The organism is Blautia hominis, assembly GCA_002270465.1.
In the GTDB taxonomy this organism is placed as follows: Bacteria; Bacillota; Clostridia; order Lachnospirales; family Lachnospiraceae; genus Blautia; species Blautia hominis.
Genome location: NQOF01000014.1, coordinates 1 through 22,230, shown reverse-complemented (window position 1 = coordinate 22,230; position 22,230 = coordinate 1). Strand labels below are relative to the sequence as shown.

The 22,230-nt window shown below is 37.8% G+C and carries 21 protein-coding genes and 4 pseudogenes; 11 read left to right on the top strand and 14 right to left on the bottom strand.

Annotation, left to right across the window (positions count from 1 at the left end):
• Window positions 1-134: 134 nt before the first annotated feature.
• Entirely contained in the window at window positions 135-1,175 is a 1,041-nt protein-coding gene (locus CI595_RS25235; RefSeq protein WP_095176361.1) for a hypothetical protein, read from the top strand.
• Between the two features lie 16 nt (window positions 1,176-1,191).
• Window positions 1,192-1,908 carry an IS110 family transposase gene (locus CI595_RS25230; protein WP_095176360.1) on the top strand — a complete coding sequence of 239 codons (717 nt, stop codon included), beginning with the start codon at window positions 1,192-1,194 and terminating at the stop codon, window positions 1,906-1,908.
• Window positions 1,909-2,593: 685 nt separating this feature from the next.
• On the opposite strand, the gene CI595_RS25220 is transcribed toward CI595_RS25230, so the two are convergent.
• On the bottom strand, window positions 2,594-4,072 hold the full coding sequence (locus CI595_RS25220) for a hypothetical protein (RefSeq protein WP_095176358.1): 1,479 nt from the start codon (window positions 4,070-4,072) through the stop codon (window positions 2,594-2,596).
• A gap of 206 nt (window positions 4,073-4,278) precedes the next feature.
• Between CI595_RS25220 and prs the strand changes: the two genes are divergently transcribed.
• Together prs and CI595_RS25210 are read left to right on the top strand one after the other, a co-directional pair.
• Entirely contained in the window at window positions 4,279-5,337 is a 1,059-nt protein-coding gene (gene prs, locus CI595_RS25215) for a ribose-phosphate diphosphokinase (RefSeq protein ID WP_095176362.1), read from the top strand.
• A gap of 60 nt (window positions 5,338-5,397) precedes the next feature.
• Window positions 5,398-6,231, top strand: coding sequence for a class I mannose-6-phosphate isomerase (locus CI595_RS25210; RefSeq protein ID WP_095176357.1), 834 nt, complete (start codon window positions 5,398-5,400; stop codon window positions 6,229-6,231).
• Window positions 6,232-6,498: 267 nt separating this feature from the next.
• Here CI595_RS25210 and CI595_RS27255 read toward each other — a convergent pair whose 3' ends face one another.
• Together CI595_RS27255 and CI595_RS25205 are read right to left on the bottom strand one after the other, a co-directional pair.
• Window positions 6,499-6,843 (bottom strand): DDE-type integrase/transposase/recombinase, encoded by a 345-nt coding sequence (locus CI595_RS27255; protein ID WP_243135260.1) that lies wholly within the window; start codon window positions 6,841-6,843, stop codon window positions 6,499-6,501.
• A complete protein-coding gene (locus CI595_RS25205) occupies window positions 6,752-7,504 on the bottom strand; it encodes an IS3 family transposase (protein WP_243135259.1) in 753 nt (250 codons plus the stop codon). The genes CI595_RS27255 and CI595_RS25205 overlap by 92 nt, the downstream gene beginning before the upstream one ends.
• 555 nt (window positions 7,505-8,059) lie before the next feature.
• On the opposite strand from CI595_RS25205, the gene CI595_RS25200 reads away from it, so the two are divergent.
• On the top strand, window positions 8,060-8,803 hold the full coding sequence (locus CI595_RS25200) for an HAD family hydrolase (protein WP_147737771.1): 744 nt from the start codon (window positions 8,060-8,062) through the stop codon (window positions 8,801-8,803).
• Window positions 8,804-9,138: 335 nt separating this feature from the next.
• Here the strand turns inward: CI595_RS25200 and CI595_RS27250 are convergent, their stop codons facing one another.
• From CI595_RS27250 to CI595_RS27240, 3 genes are all read right to left on the bottom strand, one after another.
• Entirely contained in the window at window positions 9,139-9,315 is a 177-nt protein-coding gene (locus CI595_RS27250; RefSeq protein WP_408608210.1) for a transposase domain-containing protein, read from the bottom strand.
• Window positions 9,230-9,484, bottom strand: a complete 255-nt coding sequence (locus CI595_RS27245) for an IS66 family transposase (protein ID WP_187144063.1) — start codon at window positions 9,482-9,484, stop codon at window positions 9,230-9,232. The genes CI595_RS27250 and CI595_RS27245 overlap by 86 nt, the downstream gene beginning before the upstream one ends.
• Before the next feature lie 232 nt (window positions 9,485-9,716).
• On the bottom strand, window positions 9,717-9,992 hold the full coding sequence (locus CI595_RS27240) for an IS66 family transposase (protein WP_147737770.1): 276 nt from the start codon (window positions 9,990-9,992) through the stop codon (window positions 9,717-9,719).
• Window positions 9,993-10,667: 675 nt separating this feature from the next.
• On the opposite strand from CI595_RS27240, the gene CI595_RS25190 reads away from it, so the two are divergent.
• The 6 genes and pseudogenes from CI595_RS25190 (at window position 10,668) to tnpC (CI595_RS26995) (ending at window position 16,910) form a co-directional block, all read left to right on the top strand.
• Window positions 10,668-11,690 carry a sugar phosphate nucleotidyltransferase gene (locus CI595_RS25190; protein ID WP_095176355.1) on the top strand — a complete coding sequence of 341 codons (1,023 nt, stop codon included), beginning with the start codon at window positions 10,668-10,670 and terminating at the stop codon, window positions 11,688-11,690.
• A 450-nt stretch (window positions 11,691-12,140) separates the two neighbouring features.
• Window positions 12,141-12,359 carry a helix-turn-helix domain-containing protein gene (locus CI595_RS25185; RefSeq protein WP_095176354.1) on the top strand — a complete coding sequence of 73 codons (219 nt, stop codon included), beginning with the start codon at window positions 12,141-12,143 and terminating at the stop codon, window positions 12,357-12,359.
• A gap of 120 nt (window positions 12,360-12,479) precedes the next feature.
• Window positions 12,480-12,896, top strand: a complete 417-nt coding sequence (tnpA, locus tag CI595_RS25180) for an IS66 family insertion sequence element accessory protein TnpA (RefSeq protein WP_095176353.1) — start codon at window positions 12,480-12,482, stop codon at window positions 12,894-12,896.
• On the top strand, window positions 12,890-13,243 hold the full coding sequence (gene tnpB, locus CI595_RS25175) for an IS66 family insertion sequence element accessory protein TnpB (protein WP_095176352.1): 354 nt from the start codon (window positions 12,890-12,892) through the stop codon (window positions 13,241-13,243). The genes tnpA (CI595_RS25180) and tnpB (CI595_RS25175) overlap by 7 nt, the downstream gene beginning before the upstream one ends.
• A gap of 225 nt (window positions 13,244-13,468) precedes the next feature.
• A pseudogene (locus tag CI595_RS25170) lies at window positions 13,469-14,755 on the top strand (IS110 family RNA-guided transposase).
• A 538-nt stretch (window positions 14,756-15,293) separates the two neighbouring features.
• A pseudogene (tnpC, locus tag CI595_RS26995) lies at window positions 15,294-16,910 on the top strand (IS66 family transposase).
• A 36-nt stretch (window positions 16,911-16,946) separates the two neighbouring features.
• Here tnpC (CI595_RS26995) and CI595_RS26775 read toward each other — a convergent pair.
• The 8 genes and pseudogenes from CI595_RS26775 to CI595_RS26985 form a co-directional block, all read right to left on the bottom strand.
• Entirely contained in the window at window positions 16,947-17,183 is a 237-nt protein-coding gene (locus CI595_RS26775; RefSeq protein ID WP_243135262.1) for a transposase domain-containing protein, read from the bottom strand.
• 12 nt (window positions 17,184-17,195) lie between these two features.
• Window positions 17,196-17,953, bottom strand: a pseudogene (gene tnpC, locus CI595_RS26990) (IS66 family transposase); the annotation flags it as partial.
• A complete protein-coding gene (locus CI595_RS26215; protein WP_147737769.1) occupies window positions 17,878-18,165 on the bottom strand; it encodes a hypothetical protein in 288 nt (95 codons plus the stop codon). The gene CI595_RS26215 and the pseudogene tnpC (CI595_RS26990), both read right to left, overlap by 76 nt.
• A 94-nt stretch (window positions 18,166-18,259) precedes the next feature.
• Complete coding sequence (tnpB, locus tag CI595_RS25145; RefSeq protein WP_279233402.1) at window positions 18,260-18,577, bottom strand: IS66 family insertion sequence element accessory protein TnpB; 318 nt, start codon at window positions 18,575-18,577, stop codon at window positions 18,260-18,262.
• 25 nt (window positions 18,578-18,602) lie between these two features.
• Window positions 18,603-18,965 (bottom strand): IS66 family insertion sequence element accessory protein TnpA, encoded by a 363-nt coding sequence (gene tnpA, locus CI595_RS25140; RefSeq protein ID WP_095176347.1) that lies wholly within the window; start codon window positions 18,963-18,965, stop codon window positions 18,603-18,605.
• 215 nt (window positions 18,966-19,180) lie between these two features.
• A pseudogene (locus CI595_RS26475) lies at window positions 19,181-19,911 on the bottom strand (ATP-binding protein).
• On the bottom strand, window positions 19,908-21,254 hold the full coding sequence (locus CI595_RS25125) for a Mu transposase domain-containing protein (RefSeq protein WP_243135257.1): 1,347 nt from the start codon (window positions 21,252-21,254) through the stop codon (window positions 19,908-19,910). The pseudogene CI595_RS26475 and the gene CI595_RS25125 overlap by 4 nt, the downstream one beginning before the upstream one ends.
• Before the next feature lie 313 nt (window positions 21,255-21,567).
• Window positions 21,568-22,044: a hypothetical protein gene (locus tag CI595_RS26985; protein ID WP_095176344.1), complete on the bottom strand. Its 477-nt coding sequence runs from the start codon at window positions 22,042-22,044 to the stop codon at window positions 21,568-21,570.
• Window positions 22,045-22,230: the final 186 nt, after the last annotated feature.

The window sequence follows — 22,230 nt, the reverse complement described above, 5'->3', positions numbered from 1 at the left end:
TATACTCCTGTCGAGTAGGCAAGCTACAGAAAAGAATCAAAAGTCCACGGTATCTGAATGTGTTAAACCACAGTATAAGAAAAATGAAAGGAATATCTTGTTTTTGCTTCTATAAACATCATACAAGGAATAATATGTATAGTTTAAATTTTGACTATTTTGGTACTATTATAAATATTGAAGTCAATGATAACCTATTAATTAAAAAAATAAAAGAAAAATATATACCAATAATGGATATATGTTCTACAAATAATATATATTATAAAATAATTTTATATAAAAAAATGATAAAATTTAATAGGAATAATAGATACAAAAGGGAATTAATACATGGCGGAAAGCGATCTGAATATTATATTACTGGTTTGTTTAGGAATCTTGGATCAAATAAAGAAATCTTTATAGAAAAATATAATGTTTTAGTATATATTAACTATAATGAAAAAATAATTTATTGTAGTGGAAATAATAATAATGGGTTAGTTGAAACTTTAGAATTAATACTTATCGAATTAGTATACAGATATAGAGAATTTTTTTATGATAGTTTACATATTCATGCATCTGGAATATCTAATCAAAATCATAATTGTATACTATTTATTGGTGAAAAGAATTCCGGAAAAACGACTTGTTTATTAGAAAGTTTATTAAAATTAAATAAAAATTATGTTTGCAATGATAATTGCATGATAGAACAAAATAGTGAGTCCATTGATGTAATTCCTTGGTTTGAAGACTTAAAAGTAAAAATAAATTCTATTAAAAAATATAATATTAAAATGGAAAAAGAATATGAATATAAACACTCATATGATAATAGTAAGCTTTTTATACCAGTATCCACATTTTTACGAAATAATTCTATTATACCAGATAAAAGGGCAATACTGTATTCAATAGTATGTCCAAAATTCAGTGCTGATACAAATGGTAAAGTTACTAAAATTAGAATGAACTTTGATGAGTTCTTAAATTATGTGAATATACCACATGATAATGAACACGCAAATTTCCTTAATATTTTAGATGAATTTGATGAGCACAGATTTTTATGTTGTCATAAACTATTTTTAGAAATGGAGAAAAAAGTTGATTTTTTTATTTTAGAATACAATGACAATAATTTAAATAAAGTTTTAAATAATCTATTTGAAATAATTAATTTTTAGTTTAGTGAAAAATTGTATGAATATAATTTACAATAATTGTTGCGGTATAGAATTCAATAAGGGAAAATTGCTAGCTTGCTTTATATACGATAATAGTGTAGAAATCCGTGAATACAATACAAATATTAAATCATTACTTGAATTATCGGATTGGCTCATTCAAGTAAAATGTCAAATTATTGCTATGGACAATCATAGTTTGTTTGGAGAAAAATTGTACAAAATATTGGAGGCGTCAGGACTTATTGTGATCATAATTAATGTTTATACAATAAAAAATATGCCTGGTAGAATAGTAAAGACAAAAGACTGTGAGTGGATTGCAGAACTACTTCAATATGGACTACTTCAAGCTAGCGAAAGCACAATTGTAGTTCAACAGAAACTACGAGATTTAGTGGACTATCGTAAAAGTCTTGTTGCAAATAAAAAACAAGAACTGCTTAAAATATGGAAAATGTTAGTAAGCGAAAATATTAAAGTACCAGTGATGGATGGAAATGGAATGATTCATAACAATAAATTGGAAAATTTCATATGGGATTTTTATAATCAGTCGAACACAACTGATTTGAGGAGAGGTGAAAATAAAAAAGGAATAAAAATTATAAATGATATTTTATCTGACCATAAGATATGGTTGATTAATGAATCCATAGTTCATCTATATGAAATCAATATACATATAAAAAAAATTGAAAATAAGATATATTTAGTTATGAAAAATATATAAAAATAAACTACGCTTAAGAAGTGAGACGGTTAATTAGTTGATTTGCTATGTATCTAGTGCTATCCGTTGTAAATACGTCGTGTAATAAACCTACACGCGCAACATTTTTCGACGAAGAGTTCTATTGGAATGGCTTTTCAAACATATGTCATAATAAACAATAAAATTTTAGCTTTTGTTTCTAAGTTTTTTATAGATAAGGAAATGGAAGTTATACCAGAAACAGTGCTTGGATGTGTAGTTATATACATTATAAAGTTTATTTTTCAGATATCCTTACCGGCTTTTCATGTCCTTCAGGATTACGTAGTGCCCTTTCATCCCAGTACATCCAGGCTGGCCATTAGGCGTGCAAGGAGCCTCAGATTTATAGGTACTTAGGTTGTCTATTATAAAGTACTAACGGTCTTTCATGGTCTGACTTATGACATCTCTGATATGCTGAATAAAGTCGTTCTCTTTACGGCTTGTCTAGCCTATATGGGCGGCAAGTTCCCTGGACAACATTGTGGCTTGCAAACGGGGGGAAATCATAATTAAATAAGTTCTCGGAATTAGATAAATCTAATTCCAATGCAGATTGAAAATTGAATATTGGCAGTTTTGAAAAAAAGAAGATATTTTTGTGTATTAGAAATAGACATAGCGGCTGCTATGCTTTAAAATAAGTATTGCTACTCCTTACCTATGCGGATTGGATAGCGTTTTGAAAGTCCTCAACAGAGGGCATGTTCCAGGCATCAAGGTGCTGGCACATCATGATGACATAGAGGCGGCAATACCACATCTTCGTAGAGCGGTGTTTGCCGTCTTCTAATTTATAGTCCTGTTTCTCACGCTTGTTAGAGCGTTCCACAGAAGTTCTTCTGCCGTATTCCTTATCCCATTCCTTACTGTCTCTTGGCGGTATGTTAAAAATGCGGGGATTATCCTTTAATTGTGTATGTACAGTCCGCCCATATTTAGCAGGTGAGCAAGGTGTATCACAGAAGCAGCCTTTTTGGCGGTTTGCTTTTGGACACCGGTATTTACACCGGTTTTTCTTAGGTTCATATCCATCGTGATACATACGTAAGCCCAGCTTACAGCGGGGAACCCCATCAGAGTCAATGGTAAAAGTATCTTTGTACTTGTAGTTCCCATTGTTCGTTTTCTTTAGATCGATAAAAGGTTGGATCTTTTCTGCCTTACAGTACTCATAGACAGGGATAGCATCCATGGCAGAGTCAAGAAGAAGTTTTTCCAGATGGAAATCAGGGAGATAGGATTTCATACTGAAAAAGGTATGCAGGAAAGACAACATATCGTGTCTGGAAGCACGCTCCAGTAGAGGGAAGACAGGAAGATCACTAAAGGAATCGGACGCGACAAACATGAAAAGGTGGTATCCGTTAAAATAGCATTCTCTCGTAGAGTCCCATCCGGTGTTGGTATCTGGCTGAGAAAACAGACGCTTGCAGTTGCAGTCAGAAATACCGTTTTCCTTACAGCTGCAGATTCGTTTTTTGCGAAGAAGTGAGGAGGTCTTCACAGGTGTTCCATCGCCAGCCAGGGAAAGCTTTGCTGGATTTATGAGGCCATCCTCAATGAATCTATGAAGGAATTGAGTCTGGTAGAGCTGAAAAATGAAAGAAAAGGCATGGGCAGGCTTCACAGGGTGCCTCTGAAAGAAAGGAAGCAGTCTGGAAGAAATGGACTCCGTGTCAGCAGGAGTCTTATCGCCTTTCTTATTTCCTTTTTTAACTTTAGATTTCAAAAATCTTTCCTTTGGAGAAAGGTTATTAGAGTCAAGATCCCACAAGCGGGCAAAAAAGTCATAAAAGGTACCAATACCAGGAACGTCGCCAAAGGGAAAGCCGCTGAGAATGGCATACAAAGGGTTTTCTTTGAGAAGAGCGGCCCACCGGGTGATGGAAGTGATCTTAAATTTAATGGACAACAGATAGGAGCGGAGCATGCAGGAAGGAAGTCTTGGAGCAGGCCCGTGTTTGGAATAGCGTTCCACCATAAGAGAGTCAGTTAAGGATAGATCAAGATGCCAGAATTCAATGATGGATTTCCAGGTATCCTTAGAAAGAGCAAAAGGATCCGGATAATAATGAAAAAGTTCTGTCAGGACAAAGTCCTGATAGGCGGAATGTCCGCCGATGTTGCAAGGTAACATAAAAATCGCCTCCAGTCGATGAAAATAAAATATAATCAATCGGCTTCGCCGCAAATTTTGGGTGATTTGTCAAGCTTTTTGGCGAAAAAAGTGGGTGATTTTTATTATAAAAGGATGGAAAGCCTTGAAAAATAAGGGCTAAGAATTCCGAGAACTTATTTAATAAAACAGGAGGAATTGTATTGAAAAGAAGAATAAATAGTAAGATGGTTAATGAACTTAATTTAATTGTTTTGCCTTCTTGTGATGATTTTGGAAATTTAGTATATAAACGTTTACGGGAGATTAGGAAAGAAGATGTATTTTTAATTAAGCCGGGTTGCTTTAGATTTGCAACAGGTGAAGGTAAAGTGGTTTTTAATGAATCAATACGTGGAAGTGATGTGTATATTTTTGTTGATGTAACTAATTATAATGTTACCTATCGATTGCGGGACAAAGATATACCGATGTCTCCAGATGAACATTTTCAAGATTTAAAGAGAGTAATATCAGTTGCCATATCAGAGGCACAAAGAGTTTCTGTTATTATGCCATATTTGTATGAAGGGAGACAACATAAAAAAAATAATCGTGAGTCTTTGGATTGTGCATTAATGCTTCAAGAATTATTTAACTTAGGAGTCGCTAATATAATCACATTTGATGCTCATGATCCTAGAATACAAAATGCGATACCGTTAGGTGGATTTGTGAATCTAATACCTTCATATCAATTTTTAAAAACTATAATTAATAACATAAAAAGTATAAAATTTGAAAAAGAAAAATTAATAATAATTAGCCCAGATGAAGGTGCTGTTGATAGGGCAATTCTTTTAGCTAATAGTATTCAAGTGGATATGGGGATGTTTTACAAGCGTAGGGATTACAGCAAAATAAAGGATGGAAGAAATCCTATTTTAGAGCATAAGTTTTTAGGTGGAAATGTGGAAGGAAAAGATTGCATATTAATCGATGACATGATTTCAACAGGCGAAAGTATAATTGATACAGCGCATAAATTAAAAATTATGGGAGCTAATAAGGTGATTATTTGCTGTACATTTGGTTTATTTACTGAAGGAATTAATGATATTGAAGATGCATATTGTAAACAAGTGTTTGATTATATGATAACAACTAATTTAAATTATCGTGAACAGAGTATATTGGATAGGAAGTGGTATTTGGAGGCCGATATGAGTGAGTATGCGGCGATGATCATTGATTCTTTAAATAAAGAAATGCCACTTGATTCATTACATAAACTTGAATCTAAATAGATGGCACACATTTTGATGATGTTTTTACGATAAAGCAGAAAAAAGCATTTGGAGAACACTATGACAAAAAATATTGTAGAAAAAATAGAACCAATCTTTGAACAAAAAATATGGGCAGGAAATAATTTACATACTCTATACCCACAAAGTTCAATAAAATGTCAGTTAGGAGAAGTGAAATTACTATCGCCGTACCAATGTTATGATGATAAGTATTTGATAAATGGCATTATTCCTATAGTCAAATTGATTGATGCAGAATCACCATTATCTATACAGCTTCATCCAAATTATTCCGAATGGTGGTATATAGTAAAGTGTAAAAAAAATGCTTCTGTAAAAGTAGGAGTTAAAAAAAAATACTTAAATAAATTTTGTGAAAAGTGTTTTAATAACATAGGAATAGATAAAGTATTAAATACCCTCACTGTTAAAGAAGGAGATGTTATTAAAGTATATCCTGGTACTATACATTCTATTGGAGGAGGGATATTAATCTGCGAGGTCTCATTATGGGAAAATATTACATACAGAATTGATGATTTTAATAGAATTGATTATAGCGGCAATACACGAGAGCTACATCTTGATAAAGCATTTGGAAATGTAAATAAAGAAATACTTCAATACAAAAAGTATGAAGCAAGAAAAGATACACAGGTAATATTAAATGAAAATGGATTAAGTATTACATTTATTAATATAAGTTATCCAGGTAAAAAAGTAAATTTAAATAAAAAAGCATACATTATTATATTGGATGGAATAGGTGAAATAATAAATAATGAAAAAAGCTGTAAAATACGTAAAGGAGACAGTTTTTTTATTTGTTCAGAAAATAATTTGATTTATGTTATCGGAAAAATTAAATGTATTATAATAAAAGCTTTATAAAATGATGAAATGGTGAAAAACTTTAATTTATTGTAATACCACGTAAATTAGTTGCTAGATATCTTAACTGTATGAACTTGCAAAGAACATTCAAACATGTCGACAATACCTATGCACCTTAATAATTCAATATTTGAAAGCTTTGCTGGATAGTAACATTCAGCCGGTGTTTTGTAATCAAGTGCAGAATGACGACGCTTAACGTTATAAGTGGATATATTTCCCGACGACAGCTTTGGCTTCCTTGATGTTGATGTACTGTGTTAATTAAGCTTCTTCGTATTTGAAACTGCGGAACCATCGCTCAATCATGATGTCATCAGCCCAGCGGCTTTTTCCATCCATGCTCTGGCAAATTCCATTTTGTTTTATAAAGTTAATGTATTGCCGGTTTGTAAATTGGCAGCCTTGATCTGAATTAAGGATCTGAAGTTTCGCCACTTTAAATGCTTTTTTGAGAGCATTTATAACCATTCTGGTATCAAATGTATCATCGACCTCACAACCTACAATACATCGGCTATACCAGTCGATTACAACGGGCAGATAAAGAAATTCGTGTTCTGATTGGAATATGAGTAATATCAATGGACCACGCCTGATCTGGCGCATCTATAACAGCATTGCGAAGCAGGTAAGGACACACCTTGGCGTGTTGCATTCGCTTGGAGAAACCCATCTGTGGATACATGGGATAAATATCCATCTCATTCATGTATCGACGGGCTTTAAGTCTACCAACATGATAGTCTCTGGCTTTTAACTGTGCTGACATTTGTCTGGCACCCCAGGTTGGATTATCCGTATGAAGATGATCGATCATCGCTTTACCGGCAAGTTCTTCTGCAGATGCTGGCTTGCCCTTGTAGTAAATGCCAGTGCGATTCATATCGAGTGATTTTGCACCAACAGAAGCTGGTAATTCTTTAGGCGTCAAAAGTCTTTGGACTAAATTTACCCCCGTAGTCAGGTCCAAAAATTTCTTAGTATTTTTTTTGAGCCAGTCAACCTGCATGGTTAACTGACCAACCTTTTTTGCATACTCCGCCTTCTTTTTGCGTTTTTTAGCAAGCTTACCTTTGAGGTTTTCCTCTCGCTTATCGTCGAACACTGTAGAAGCATTATTTAGGAATTCTTTCTTCCAGTTACGGAGTAAATCAGGTTGGATATTATTCTCAGCTACAAGAGTATTGAGATCGTTCTCTCCCTTAAGCAACTCAATCACAAGGTCTGATTTGAATTTGGCAATAAAGTTTCTTCTTTGTCTGGACATGGCAATGAATCCTTTCTTTCATACTGGTTTTAGTATATCAGATTCATTAAAAATTGTCTGAAAAAGAGTCTTAGTTTATGAATTATTATAATATGCGGCTTTTTGCTATCGCTTTAACGCAGATGGAATTGCAAATATCATAGCCTCTGTGCCTATTGCTATAGAAAGCTTCGGGCTTTGGTAGCCAACGGTTCTTTTGTCTAGTGGGACTACTTCATTTATACAGCTTTTTGCCTCTTTAGAAGATAGAAGGAAAGTATTTCCATCTGACCAGCCAAGCGTAAGTATACGGAAGCCATACCTGTAAGCCTGTTTTGTGTGATTATAGTTTTGGGTTAGAAGTTCAACTTTTTTAGAATGGTCGCACTGATTGATGAAGAGATTTGTTTTTCATTCTGATAGTGTTGTGTTATACTATTAATCAATAGCATGAGTTTCCAGTTTATGATTTTGTTGTGGTGACTTAATTATAACAAAACCAGCGGTTTTATGCTATTTTTATGCCAACATTTATTGGATTTTCAAAGTGCACACGAACTTATTTAAGTGCGAATTTTGGGTTACAAATTTATAGTTGGTGTATTCATATTACTAGTGGAAAGGGGATTAGTTGTATTTATTAATACAACATTTAAGAAAATGGTAAAATGTATATTTTTTGATTTGTTTTTTACATTATGCCCTTTTGAATATTTAGATGAAAAAGAATACGAAATACTAGGGATTACATGTAATGAGTGGGAAAAGAAAATAGACGAAAAAAAGATATATACGAATAGAATACTAGGTGAAGAAAAAAATATATACCAAATAATTAGGCAAATGTTAGTATCGGTTGGATGTAATGGGAATAACGAGATTCTTTTGGCGAAAGTTTTAGATATCCGAAAGAGGAGGTTATATAAGACATTAGTTCAGGTGGATGATAATATTTGTCAGACATTATTAGAATTAAAAAAATATACAAAGCTTTGTTTAATTAGTAATGCAGATATATTAGATAAATCTTGTTGGGAATGTTCGCCACTTAAAGATATATTTGATTATGCAATATTTTCATGCGATATAGGTATGATGAAGCCGAATCCAACGATTTATAGGTATGCATGTACAAAAATGGACGTGAAGCCAAGCGAAGCAATATATGTGGGAGATGGAGGTGATAATGAGTTATTAGGTGCTAAGGCAATTGGAATGTATACTGTGCAAACTACTCAATTTCTTAAAAATAATGTTAATTTAAATAGTGTAGATAAATCAATTTCAAAAATAACAGAACTTTTGGAAGTGGTTAAGTAAGTATAGCTGATAGCACGTTTTTATTTTGGGAAGGCACTTATTACATACATCTGTATTACTAAAATACTGCATAATTTAGTAAAAGCTCCTTAACAGTTTACGTATAATAGATTAATAATTGGTCTTAGTGGCCAGTTTTTGCGTTTTCGTTTAATGGATTTAAAGGTTTTTATTACCAATGCCGGCCAGCGTAAATACATCATGTATTAAACCTACACGTGTAACACCTTTTCATTAAAGTTTTACGGGAATGCTTTTTAAATACTGATTGCAATAAGTATATGGTAAACCATAAGTACGGTCTTAATAATTAGCCGCTTTTTGGGGGCATTCTCCTATACATTTGTTGTTTTTGATCTGCTCCTGCAAATATCCGGCAGTGTCTTTAACCGCAGCGGCAAGTTATGGATGAAGCTGTAATCCGTATCATCTTGACGTTCTTTCAACTTCATCAGTATGTATTTCAGATAAAGGAAGGGATGCAGGTTGTTTGCTTTTGCCGTTTCTGTAATGGTGTAATAACAGCATGCCAATACTGTCGATTAGTTTCAAGGTATGATTATGTAGGCAAAAGCTGCGCAGGGCACTTTCTGCCGCATTATTATCAAGTGGAACTTTCCTATTATTAAGGAATACTTTTAATGACAGCTCCTGATTGATACAGTAGGTCAGCCCATTCAATGGCTTGCTTTAGGAAAGCTTGTTTCAGTTCTGGTTTTCCTTTGCCTATACAAAGAAATCCTCCACCAGAGGGTTGAGGTCGGTTTGTCGTTGCTTTTTCGCTAATCTGGTCACGGTGCTTTTAACTGATTGTCAAGATGGTTGCAATCTGAGTTAAGGTCTCATAGATAATAGTCCCTTTTGCGTTTTTCTGGACGGCCTTCTGGAGCTCCTCTAATGCATTTGTAAACTTTCACTGTAAATGGTGCCAGGTGCCTGCAAATGTGATGTCTGGATTCTCACAATCCAGTTTTGGGTATGCAGAATATCCATCATAGACAACAACACTCTGAAATCCTTTTAGAAATATTTCTGGGTGGTTGGCCTTCCGGGTCCGCGGATATTCATACAGGATTCCAAGATACCAATCCGCACACTGAATTATCCAATTCGTCATGACCTGTTTGGAAATGTGAATGTCGTTCCGCAAAAATTCCTGATGGATCTGATATAAGGGAAGTCCGTTCATGTAAAGTTTCCATCAGCGCTTCTGTCTCGTTGAATATAAGCTCTAAAGTCTTTGTCACATGGTTTTGTTGCTTTATCATATACAATATTATAAATTATTGAGTTCAGATTATCTTTTTTTACCAATGTCGTCTAGCTTATATAACCATTCCGGAAGGTGATAAAGTTAGACTCATCCTTGACCACATTCTGCCTATGCTTCACGGAGAACGCGAAAATACTTGAATGCAGTTCCGGGAAAGTTTAAGTTTATCTATACACACGCATGGCTCCTGATTGAATATGATGGAAAGATTCTCCAGCAAAATGACAAAAAAATTCTGAACGACATCAAGCAAGTTTCTATATATGGTACTGTTTTTGGCGGTACTTTGAACTGGTAGCCAGGCTGTCTTTAGCCGTTATTTTTAACACTTGCAACCATGGCTTTTCACCATATGACAGGGTATGGCAGTGCAGTTTCAGTTATAGCTGCCATGCATGGATGGGCTTCATTGGTCTCGGGCATGCATTGTTTATGACCTATATGATATCCGAATACTATGCTATCAGATTTTTTTGGCGATTTGATTCTGTTGCTTCTATGCACACAAAAAAGCTAGGTGTGTTACGGGCGATGGCGTTTATTTTGTGGATTACTAAATGTAAAATTTATTATGAAAGGAATGCTTAGAAAATGAACCGAATAGAAAATGTGTATGGATTGATTTTAGCGGGAGGGTGTGGGAGTCGTTTATGGCCATTAAGTACAGAAAAGTATTCAAAACAATTTTTGAAGGTTTTTAATGGGAGAAGTTTATTGGAATTAGCTATAAAAAGGATACAAGCATATGTTAAAAAAGAACATATTTTTGTAATTATGACTGAGGAACAAAAAAAAAGTTATAGTCATGAAGTTCTGAAATTTATAGATATGTCGAATATTTTGGTAGAACCAGAACGAAAAAATACACTAAATTGCATATGTTATGCGATGCAAATAATATTACAAAAATATGGTGATGGAATAGTGATGATAACACCATCGGATGCTTTCATAGAAGATGAACTAAAATTTAGTATGGTTTCTCAAAACGTATTAAACTATATGGAAAACAATGATAAGATTATGCTTATTGGTGTAGATACAATTTATAATGAAACAGATTATGGTTATATAGAATGTAATAAGCTATTAGAGGAGGGTGAAATAGGAGCAGTAAAAGAATTTATTGAAAAGCCTAGTGCAATAGAAGCACAGAAATATGTGGAAAAAGGAAAATATTTATGGAATGTTGGGATTTTTTTTGTAGGTATTTCGTTTGGACTTTCAGAGATAAAAAAATATGCACCTATAAATTATAACTTGATTTGTAGATATATTAAATATAATGATAAGAGGATTTACGAAAAGCTGGTTCCCGTATCTATTGATTATGGGTTAATTGAGAAAAGTGAATATGTTGAAGTTATCAGAGGTGAATTTGGATGGCAAGATCTTGGGAGCTGGAAAAGATTTGAAGGTTTTTTTCTTAGAGATGATAGCAATTATTATGTTGGAGATGGTTTATTCAAAATGAATGATAATATTATTGCATTTATATATGATAAAAAAGAGGTGTTTTTACTAGGCTTGGAGGACATATTGATTTTTTCAGATGATAATCGTTTGCTTGTATGTAATAAAAAATATATCAAGGACTTAAACTTCTCACATTAAAAATGGAATTTGTATTATGAAAACGTAAATGATAGTAAAACCTTTGACAAATGTATATGTCAATCCCAATTAGGTCAATCACTCATTGAATTTTAAGTCACTTTAAACCAGTTTGTGGGGCTGTCGCACTAAGTAATTAGAGCGCAGATCCTTTGTATGTAAAAAAGCACATAGGCGTTTGCGAAACGCCAAAACCCACATATCTGCGGTGATTTTTCTTTACAAAAATAAAACAACTCCTCACCGGTTTATGGTAAAATTGAATTGTCCGGAAACAAATGAGTATTCTGCCCCCTGAGAGCCAGTGAATCCGCTGTGCAGAGCCACCCGTTCCGTATCTGAGAGCCGCCAACCGCAAGAAGCCATTCCGCTGCCCGGAACCACCGCTTAAATTTGTTGTATACTGGATTTACGGATTATTCCGTAATACTTTAAGAGGAGGACTTACCCATGTCCAAAGAAAAACAGATTCTTCAACTTCTCCGTGATGGCCACAGCCAGCGGAGGATCGCTGATATGCTCAGCGTATCAAGAAATACCGTGGCAAAGACTGCCAAGGCTGCAATGGCCCATCCGGTAGCCGCTGAAACTATTGACGATATGGACGAACAGGAACTCTATCGGATCCTGTTTCCAGAATCAGTCCACATTCCAGTACTTGTAATGTAAGCGCTTAAATCTTGGGTAGCTTTACTGTCTACGTTTTTGAACTCATAATGATAGTAAATAGATTTTTACTACACTCCGCCTGATAGGAGATAGAAATTCGATACATTTGGAGGTTTCATTATGAGTTACAAACGTGCTCCAGGGCGCTCCCTGGAAGAATGGATGGATTTGGTAACTGAATGCAGGCAAAGTGGCCTGACAGATGCTGCATGGTGTAATGAACACGGGATATCTCCCAGCTGTTTTTACAATGCAGTTACCCGTCTCCGTAAAAAAGCCTGTCAGATACCGGATCCAGTTGGAAAAGCCAGCACTCTTGACCTTACATCCCATAAACAGGATGTGGTTCAGATTGCTATAGGACCGGAGTCTTCTCCGGCAGAACGGATTTCAGATAATGGAAGCAGTTCTATGCACCTTGACAATTCACATACGATTGAAATCGAAGCAGACGGATTTCTGATACGAATGAGTAATGAAATCAAACCGGTGCTTCTGAAGATACTCATGGATACGCTGAAGGAGTCATTATGCTAGCGGATATCTCAAGTGTTGCTGCAATCTATATCGTCTGCGGAAGAACAGATATGCGCAAATCCATTGATGGATTATGTGCGACTATCCAGAAACAGTTTTCGATGGAGATTGACCATGCCCTCTTTCTTTTCTGCGGTCGCAAATGTGACCGGATCAAAGCCATTTTTAAAGAACCGGACGGGATGGTTATGATCTACAAAAGACTGACTGCCCAGGGATCTTACAGATGGCCAAGGAATAAATCCGAAGTCCGGAATCTTACATGGCGGGAGTTCGACTGGCTGATGTCAGGCATCGATATTGAGCAGCCAAAGGCGATTAAGACTACACGAAAAAGATACACATAAAACTTGTTTTTTCAGCACTTTCAAGCCCCTATAAATCTGCTGTTTTGCTAGGAAAATCCCCTGTTTTCTGGTATGATAAAAATATCAGAAACAGGAGCTTCCTGTATAATTTAAATATAGGAAATTCCAAGAAAGAAGGTTGAGAAAAAAATACCTCAGTGTAAAATAAGATTACTGACTTTGGCGGTTAGTAAAAAATCTTATTAAAACAGAGAGGTATCTAAAATGAATTGTAACACACAAAACGCAAAAATTGCATCTATTACGGAAAAAACTTTGATTGTAGGAATTGATGTCGGAAGCGAAATCCATTTTGCAAGAGCATTTGACTGGCGCAATTATGAGTACTCTAAGAAGCCATTCGAATTCAGTAATAATGAGGCAGGCTTTATAAACTTTAAGGCATGGATGGAAGATCTCGCAGAAAGGCATGGTAAAAACGTTGTAATTCCGGGTATGGAACCGACGGGTCACTATTGGTTCGCCTTAGGAAAGTTCCTGCAGGACAACGGAATGAAACCAGTCCATGTGAATCCGCATCATGTCAAAAAGTCAAAAGAGATGGATGACAACAATCCGAATAAAAATGACCGTATGGATCCAAAGACAATAGCATCGTTGGTAAATGAAGGGAGATTTTCATATCCATATATCCCAACTGGTATTTATGCAGAAATCAGAAATTTATCCAATCTTCGATTTCAGACACAGGAAGAAATCACAAGAATAAAGAACCGGATTGCCAGATGGTTCAGCATATATTTTCCCGAGTATAAAGACGTTTATAGGAGTCTGCAGACAGTCAGTGGCATAATGATCTTAAAGAAAGCCCCCTTACCTGCAGACATCAGGAGCCTGGGTGCAGATGGTGTGAACAAAATCTGGCGTGAAGCAAAGCTGAGAGGCGCAGAAATGAAGAGGGCAAAGACCCTGATAACTGCCGCAGAGCATAGTGTTGGAAGCCAGGAAGCACCAAAGAGTGCAAGAATGGAGTTAAAGAATCTTCTGAATGATTATGATGTTTACAAGGAAAGGCTGGGGGATCTGCTGCAAAAGATGCAGGAAAAGCTAACGAAGATCCCCTATGTTGATAAGCATATGGAAATCAAGGGAATCGGATTGATAACTGTGAGCGGATTTATTGCAGAGGTGGGTGACATCAGTCGTTTTGATAACCCAAAACAGCTGCAAAAGCTGGCAGGATATGCAATCGTGGATTGTAGTTCCGGTAAACATCAGGGAGAAAGTCACATTAGCTATTGAGGAAGAAAGAGATTTCGTTATGTGTTATATGAAGCAGCTGTTTCTCTGGTCGGGAAGAATGCAGAATTTAAAGAAATACACAACTACTATCGGACGAGAGAAAGGAACCCATTGAAGAAAATGCAATCAGTGATAGCCGTTGCGTGTAATATTCTGAGGGTATTCTATGCCATGCTGACAAAGGGCGTAGATTACGATGGAAGGAAGCTGATGGAGGATATCAGAAGACCACAGTTAAACGCGGCATAAAATCCAGACATAAGCAGAACCAACTATCGCGGTTGAATTGAGCCCTTAACAAGCATAATTGAAGGCTGAATTCAGCCACGGTAAGTGGTGAAGAAAAGAATAAAAACTGTACAAAGCAGAAAGTGACAGGAAAACGTCCACCGCAAGGTGCTGTAGCCGGAAGCAGGTCAGTAAGAATTAAATTACAAAGAATGAGCCAGTAGTCGGCAGGAATATTTTCCAGAGGGCAAGACCCTGCAAAGGAGCTAAGCTGACACCCTGGTTATGGATAGGCGGAACGAAGGAAGTTAGGAGCCATGCAGAAATGTATGGAGATCCTGGTAGACACGGGAGGTGCGCTGCCGTAGATGGATGGGTATACACAAGGCCATGTAAAGCGAAAAGCAATGACGTTTTACTTCGTGTACCTAAATACTTCTACTTTCATACTTGATATAAAGAGAAATCCAGAATTATGGCTCATTTATCTGAGAGATAGAACTAAAAATTCCTTGATTTTAAAGGAAAAAATACTTGACTAAATAGGTAGGAAAAAGCAGTGGCAGACAGTTCAAAAGATATCCAGCTCCGTGAGCTGAAGGACATGATCAATGATCTCAAATGATAAAAACACTTCAGGCAACTGTCGATGCTGCCAATAAACGAGAAGAGGCTCTCACCCAGGAACGGGATAACCTGAAAGAGGAAATAGACCTTCTCCGTAAAAAACTGTTTGGTACCTCCAGCGAAAAAAGAACACTCGACATTCCAGGCCAGCTGAACTTTTTCAATGAGGCTGAATTGGAACAGGATCCAAAAGCTGCAAAAGCGGAAGATCTTGAAGCACTTCTTCCAGAAAAAACAGGAAAAAAACGAAAAGCAAGAGTTACAGATGCTGAGCGTTTTAAAGGTGTTCCAGTTGAAAAAAGTATCTGGACCTGTCTGAGGAAGACAAACTCTGTCCCTGTGTGGTACTCCACTGAAAGAAATCGGGGAGGAGTTTGTCCGCCGGGAACTAGTTTTTGTCCCGGCAAAACTGAAAGTATATGAATACTACAGTAAAAACTATGAGTGTCCGCAGTGCAGCCTTAGTGATCTTCCAGTTATCAAAAAAGGCAAAGATGGCAGAGCCCATATGCTCTATGGAATGGCTTCCGCCGGTACAGTTGCCTGGGTAATGTACCAGAAGTTTTGTAATGGCCTTCCGCTCTACCGCCAGGAAAAAGACTGGAAACAGTATGGTGTGGCAGTCACCAGAGCTACTATGGCAAACTGGGTGATCCGGAATTCAGAGGCATTTTTTCTTCCCATGTATGAATACTTCCACAGAAAGCTTCTGGAACGGGGATTCGCAATGGCAGATGAAACGCCTCTGCAGGTTCTGCATGAACCGGAACGCTGTGCACAGACAAAATCATATATGTGGCTGTTCCGCAGCGGCGAAGACGGAGGACCGCCTATTATCCTCTATAAATATTCGGAGACCCGGGCAGGGGACAATGTCGTTGATTTCCTCCACGGCTTCAAGGGCTATCTGATGTGTGATGGATACAGCGGATACAATAAAGTTCCGGATGCAAAGCGCACAGCCTGCTGGGCACACATCAGAAGATATCTGACCGATGACCGATGCCATCCCAAAAGGAAAGGCTCTGGATTATACCCAGCCATCCGTACAGGGAATGCTGTATATTAACCAGCTTTTCCATATGGAAGATGTGATCAAGTCAAAGTATTCTTCCTTCGATGCTATCAAAAAGGCTCGTCTTGAAAAAGAAAAGCCGGTAGTAGAAGGCTTTTTGTCGTGGCTTGATCAGCAGAACCCTACCCGTGGGAGCAGAATGACAAAGCTGTCACCTACATTCAGAACCGCCGTTCTTATCTTTCCACCTATCTGGAAGATGGACGCTGCAGTTTTTCTAATAATCTCAGTGAAATAACAGTTGGCCGTAAAAATTGGCTGTTCTGCGACACACCAAACGGAGCCCGGGCCAGCGCCATTGTGTATACAATGGTAGAAATGGCAAAAGCCAATGGAGTAAACGTCTATCACTATCTTACCTATCTGCTTGAAAAACTGCCTGATGATAGGATGAGTGATGATGAATTAGAACTTCTGGCACCGTGGAACGAAACCGTCAAAGTGGAGATCGAACGTAAGCGCTACATAAAATAGCGTATTGCTTTTTTGAATTTTTCTTTTTTGAAAAATTCAGACATTACCATTATTCAAGCTACAGGATCTCTGCATTGCTTCTGACCATGGCATCAGTTCCTCCAGGATGCTATCGGGCTCATTTTTGTAGTCCAGCATCTTGGCCATTACTGTTTCCAGATAGAGGCGGATGTTCAATCCATTCGCTTTCGCTGTCTCTGCAAGTGTATATACAACTGCACTTGCTCTGGCACCTCTTACAGTGTCATGAAATAAGAAGTTCTTTCTTCCCATGACATAGCTTTTTACTGCTCTCTCAGCTGCATTATTACTAATGGAACATCTTCCATCCAGAAGATAATTCTCCATATATGGACGTTGGTTTCGAGCATAGTTAATCGCATTGGCAAGTTTAGAACCGCCAAGGGCATCCATCCCATCTATCCACTTTCAGAAAGCATCCAGCACTGGCCGTTCCTGTTCCAGGCGCTGAACCTGTCGTTCCTCCGGCCCCATATCTTTCAGTGTTTTTTCAATCTGAAAGAGCTGGTCGCAGTAAGCAAGCCCGATGGCTGCAGGCGATCCCAGCGCTTCATTCCCTTTTTTCCTGGGAATGGCTTCGAACATGTATCTGCGAAGGTGCGCCCAGCAGCCGCACCGGGTAATGTCTTGCAGACGATTGTAACCGCTGAATCCATCCGTGTGGATAAAGCCATGAAAATCTGCCAGGAACTTTACCGCATGATAACCGCCTCTTGATGGCTGGTATTCATGATCACGATGCGGTGCTCTTCAAATGCTCCGCTGGTGTACAGCCAGATGTAGGACTTTGATCCAGGTGTCTTATCATCTTCTTTGAGCACCTGACATGTGGTCTCATCTGCATGGATCACAGACTGCTGTAGGAGATACTCATGAAGCTTATCATAGACAGGTACCAGATATTCTTCGGCACATGTATTGAACCAGTTTGCAAGAGTTCCGCGGTTCAGCTTAACACCAAGCCGCTCCCAATCCTTTTCCTGTCGATAGAAAGGCAGACAATTAATACATTTCTGATACATGATGTATGAAACCGATGATGCAGATGGGACATTGGATGATCTCTCGCTGGATTGCCAAAGATTTTCCGCTTCATTTCATTGATTGTTTCCGTAAGGTTTGCAATGGTCTGATTGAGCTGTTCCATCTGACGGTCTTTTGCTTCGAGCTGTTTTAATAAATGAGCAACCAGCTTATTCATGTTAAGATCTTGTGTTTCAACAGATTTTTTCATGACCAGAAACCTCCTTAAATGATACCATTATTATACCCAAAAAGAAGCTAAAAAGCCAGTAAATAAGCGGCTTTGCTTGCACATGTCCAAGTAATTAGAAGGGCTTTTTTGTAATGGGTTTGATTGCCTTTGGCTGCTGGATTGACAGACCTTCCATGAGCCACCGAAACCCCTGACGGGTAAGATTTCTTACCTCTTCAGAATTACGTGGCCACTGAAAACATCCGCTATCCAAACGCTTGTACAGCAGCACAAAACCATCTTTGTCAAAGTGCAGAGCCTTCAGCCTGTCGCATCTCTTTCCACAAAAGAGAAAGAGTGAATTGCTGTAAGGATCCAACTCATAGGTATCCCGAACAATAGCCATGAGACCATCGATACTACGCCTCATATCTGTATAGCCTGAGACCAGATAGATCTTGGCAACGCCAGATCACCTAACACAGTTGCTGCAACGCCGTAAGCGTTGCTTTGATAACGGCAGCATCTGCATCATTGCTGATAGCCATAATGATGCCATTATATTCAAGACGGATTGCTGCTGGATCTGACTGCTTTTGAGGCGTACCGATTTTTGTTTCTTGTAGTTCGTTGTAGTGAATTGGTACAACTTCCTGTTTCTCTGTAACTTTTGCCACCGGATCAGGAACACAAGCCTTGGTGCGTAAGCGTCTAACGTTATAATAAAAGGAACTAATAGATATCCCGTTCTGATTGCACCATGCATAATCAGACATACCACTGACGCGGCACTGCTGAATGAGGTCCATCCAGTAATTATCTTTTTCAGCTTTTGTCATTATCTAAAATCCTCCCATAAAGTTTGGAGTAAAATGATTCAAAAGTTTGAAATAAATAACAGTGAAATGCTACAACTTTTGCCGTTCAAGATCAGAACATGAAGTGAAATACTCCAACTGTCCTAATTTTATGGCAATTGATATTAAATAGCACGACGGTAGGTTATGTAGCGCTTACTTTTTATCGGTGCGTAGCACCGCTATAGTTTAACCGGTTAATTAGTTTCTCTCATATTGACTCCATTCATCTCAAGCCGGTAGGTGTGATGCTTGTCAGTGATTCGGGTGAGGCAGGCATCGGCATAGGTGTTGTCCGAAAACATGTCAAACCAGGAGATGACTGGAAACTGAGAAATGACCACAGTGGATTTCCTCCCATCTCTTGTATCAAGAACTTCAAAGAGATCACGGCATTTATCAAGGTCAAGATCCATAAGCCCAAAATCATCAATGACCAGAAGTTCAAGCTATGTAAGCTTATTCAGGTATTCCAGGTTTGTGGCTTTGATACGGGCATGTTCCATTTCACTCATAAGAGTATTTGCTTTAATATATCTGACACTCTTGAACTGTCGCATAGCAGTTACGCAGAGGGCATTGATCAGATAAGTCTTGCCGCTTGCAGAGGAACCCGTTACGATTAGATTCTTACCTTCTTCAATCCAATGACAAGTGCTTAGACGTTCTATGGTCTGGGTATCTAACTGGCGTTCCGGATGATATATCGTTTCATCCAAATCTGCTGTAGGATATCTTAGATGAGCATCTTTCATCAGGCGATTGAAACGTTTATTTGCCCTGGACTGCCATTCGGAATCAACCATGGAAGAGATGCGTTCCATGAAAGTGCTTAAATCCGCATTTGGATCCTTCAGCTGAGCTTCCAGAATGTTTAGATCAGCGCCTGCTCTTCAGGTGTTAATTCTGTTTCAATTATTATACTCATTTGTAACTCTCCTTTCCACGGATGTTAGAGTGGGAAGGAAGTTTTCCGGAAGAGGAGGTGTCACTGGCAGCGTGGGAATTCTGCACCATTCCGAGAACCTTTTTAAAATAGGAGTACTCGCAGGCATTCGCTTCAACACATTTGTCAGCGGCTTCCTGAACCAGCCGGTGTGGAACATCCTTGCAGGAATGGAGTACGCCAGCACAGCTGTTAAAGGCCTGCTCTTCATGTTTGCTGCTACGAAGTATCCTATCGATGAGGGTAATCATTGAATCGCCGTATACGGATGCCCAGCGGCGGTAATATGCCCCGTCGTGTAAGTTGATCTCTTTGTAATAGCGATGTTCCTGAGGCATGTGGCTATCTTCGGTAACATACAGGGGAAAATCCCGATATAACCTTGGATGCTTACAAATCAGGCGGTTACATTCATCACAGATACGAATTTCTGTCATTGTGGCCTTAAGAATTGCAGGTTTTCTAAGCTGGGTATACAATGCAGAGTAGTAGTGGGCATCATACTCAAGATGATAATTATCGGGAACTTTAAGAAAGTACTTGTAATCACAAAGCGTATAACTTTCGCCTGGAAGCTTGTTCATACGTGGCTTGTCATACTTCTCATATCCGTTCATCCGTGTTTCACGGATATCGGATTTTTTCTGAAATGGTCGCTGGTTGATGTCTGCTACTATCTTTTTTGCTGCGGCATTCAATGCCTCAAGAGATGTATAGGTATCTTTCTTAAGCGTTTCAACCAAATGTGTCTCCAAGAAACGGACGTGGTTTTCTACCGTAGGCTTTCCTTTCGGTTTGCGCGGCGGAGGAGGAAGTATAATTGTATCGTAGAACGTCTCCAGATTAGAAAAAGCGGATTGTAACACAAGTTCATCCCTACTGTGTTTTGTAACAGCTGTGCGTAAGTTATCAGGCACTAAATATTTGGGGACTGCTCCGTAGAACGACAGCGCATGTACTGTCCCGGCAATAAACTGCCGCAGCTTCTCATCCATAAATATCTCGGCATAGATGAGACTGCTGAAGCCGAGCGTGGTTGTAAAAATATGGACTTTACGGATTTCTCCGGTTGATGTGTCCAGTAAGAGTTCCGCTTGATCACCTACCCAGTCAATGTACATTTTTTTACCAGGGATTCTTTCAACCGGCATCGATGCCTTTAAAGTGCCATAAGCCTCCTTCATGAAATCGCCATAAAGTTTGTAAAACTGGGAGAGTTGATAACCATCTGGATTTTTTTTCTTGTAGTCAATCCAAAGGTAACTCAAAGCAGCATGCCTCCCCATTTGAACGATCTGACAATGGATTTTTTCAAAATCTGGCATAGGGATGCCCTTGTGGCGGAGATTGTCCTTGGGATAAATCAGGTCAATAACTTTTTTGGTGCCATTTGTTTCAGATTCGTCAGCGATAATCCAGAATCTTTGAAAAGGTTCATAATTAGGGTTATTCCGATGTTGCCGAGCCGGTAGCGTTTCCTTATATCGTCATAACTAACGTTATTCATACGCAATTCTATGACGCCAAGGATAGTAGTGTAATCTTGCATGATTAGTGCGCCTTTCTTTACACTGTGGTAAATAGTTACACTACAATAATAAAGCAAAATCACACCGTTTGTTTGGAATGCTTACACCGCTATAATGGAAAACCTAAACCGTTAATTTCGGAATGCGCACACCATTCAACCGGAATTTGCATTCTAGACATAGTATTTTTGAACCGAGCCAGTCTATTTTGGCAAAATGACATAATATATTTAGAATTATTGGTTTCTGCTATAATATCCAATGCCACTCTGCCAACGCTATCCTGCGAACTTTCGCTCCATATATCTTGTTCATCTAAGCCATCAATAATATAACAAACTGTAGTATGCTCCATTCTTGCTATACTTTCTATTCCAGAAACAAAAGAAGATAACGTTTCTTTCACTGCTGATGAATAAATACTTCCATCATGTATTCTATTAAATATCATCATTTTCCATATTAAAATGTGCTGGAATATAATTGATTTTTCCATAGTTATATTGATAAAGATGATCGCAGCTGCCAAAGATGGGGATACCAGACTTCCATGCAGTAAAAATTTTGGATGGTCTGCTTTGACCATATGTTTATCTGTTTGCTGGCATATACACCAATGTGATGTTTGTATATTCCGACAGATGCGGGTTCTTCCGCAATTATCCGTATTAGCGATTTGACAATATAAGCTTTGCGGCCAATAATTCCTTGCCACAACGACCATACATGGTACGTTTTATCATTTTCAATTTGCTGTTTGTACCCTCAACAA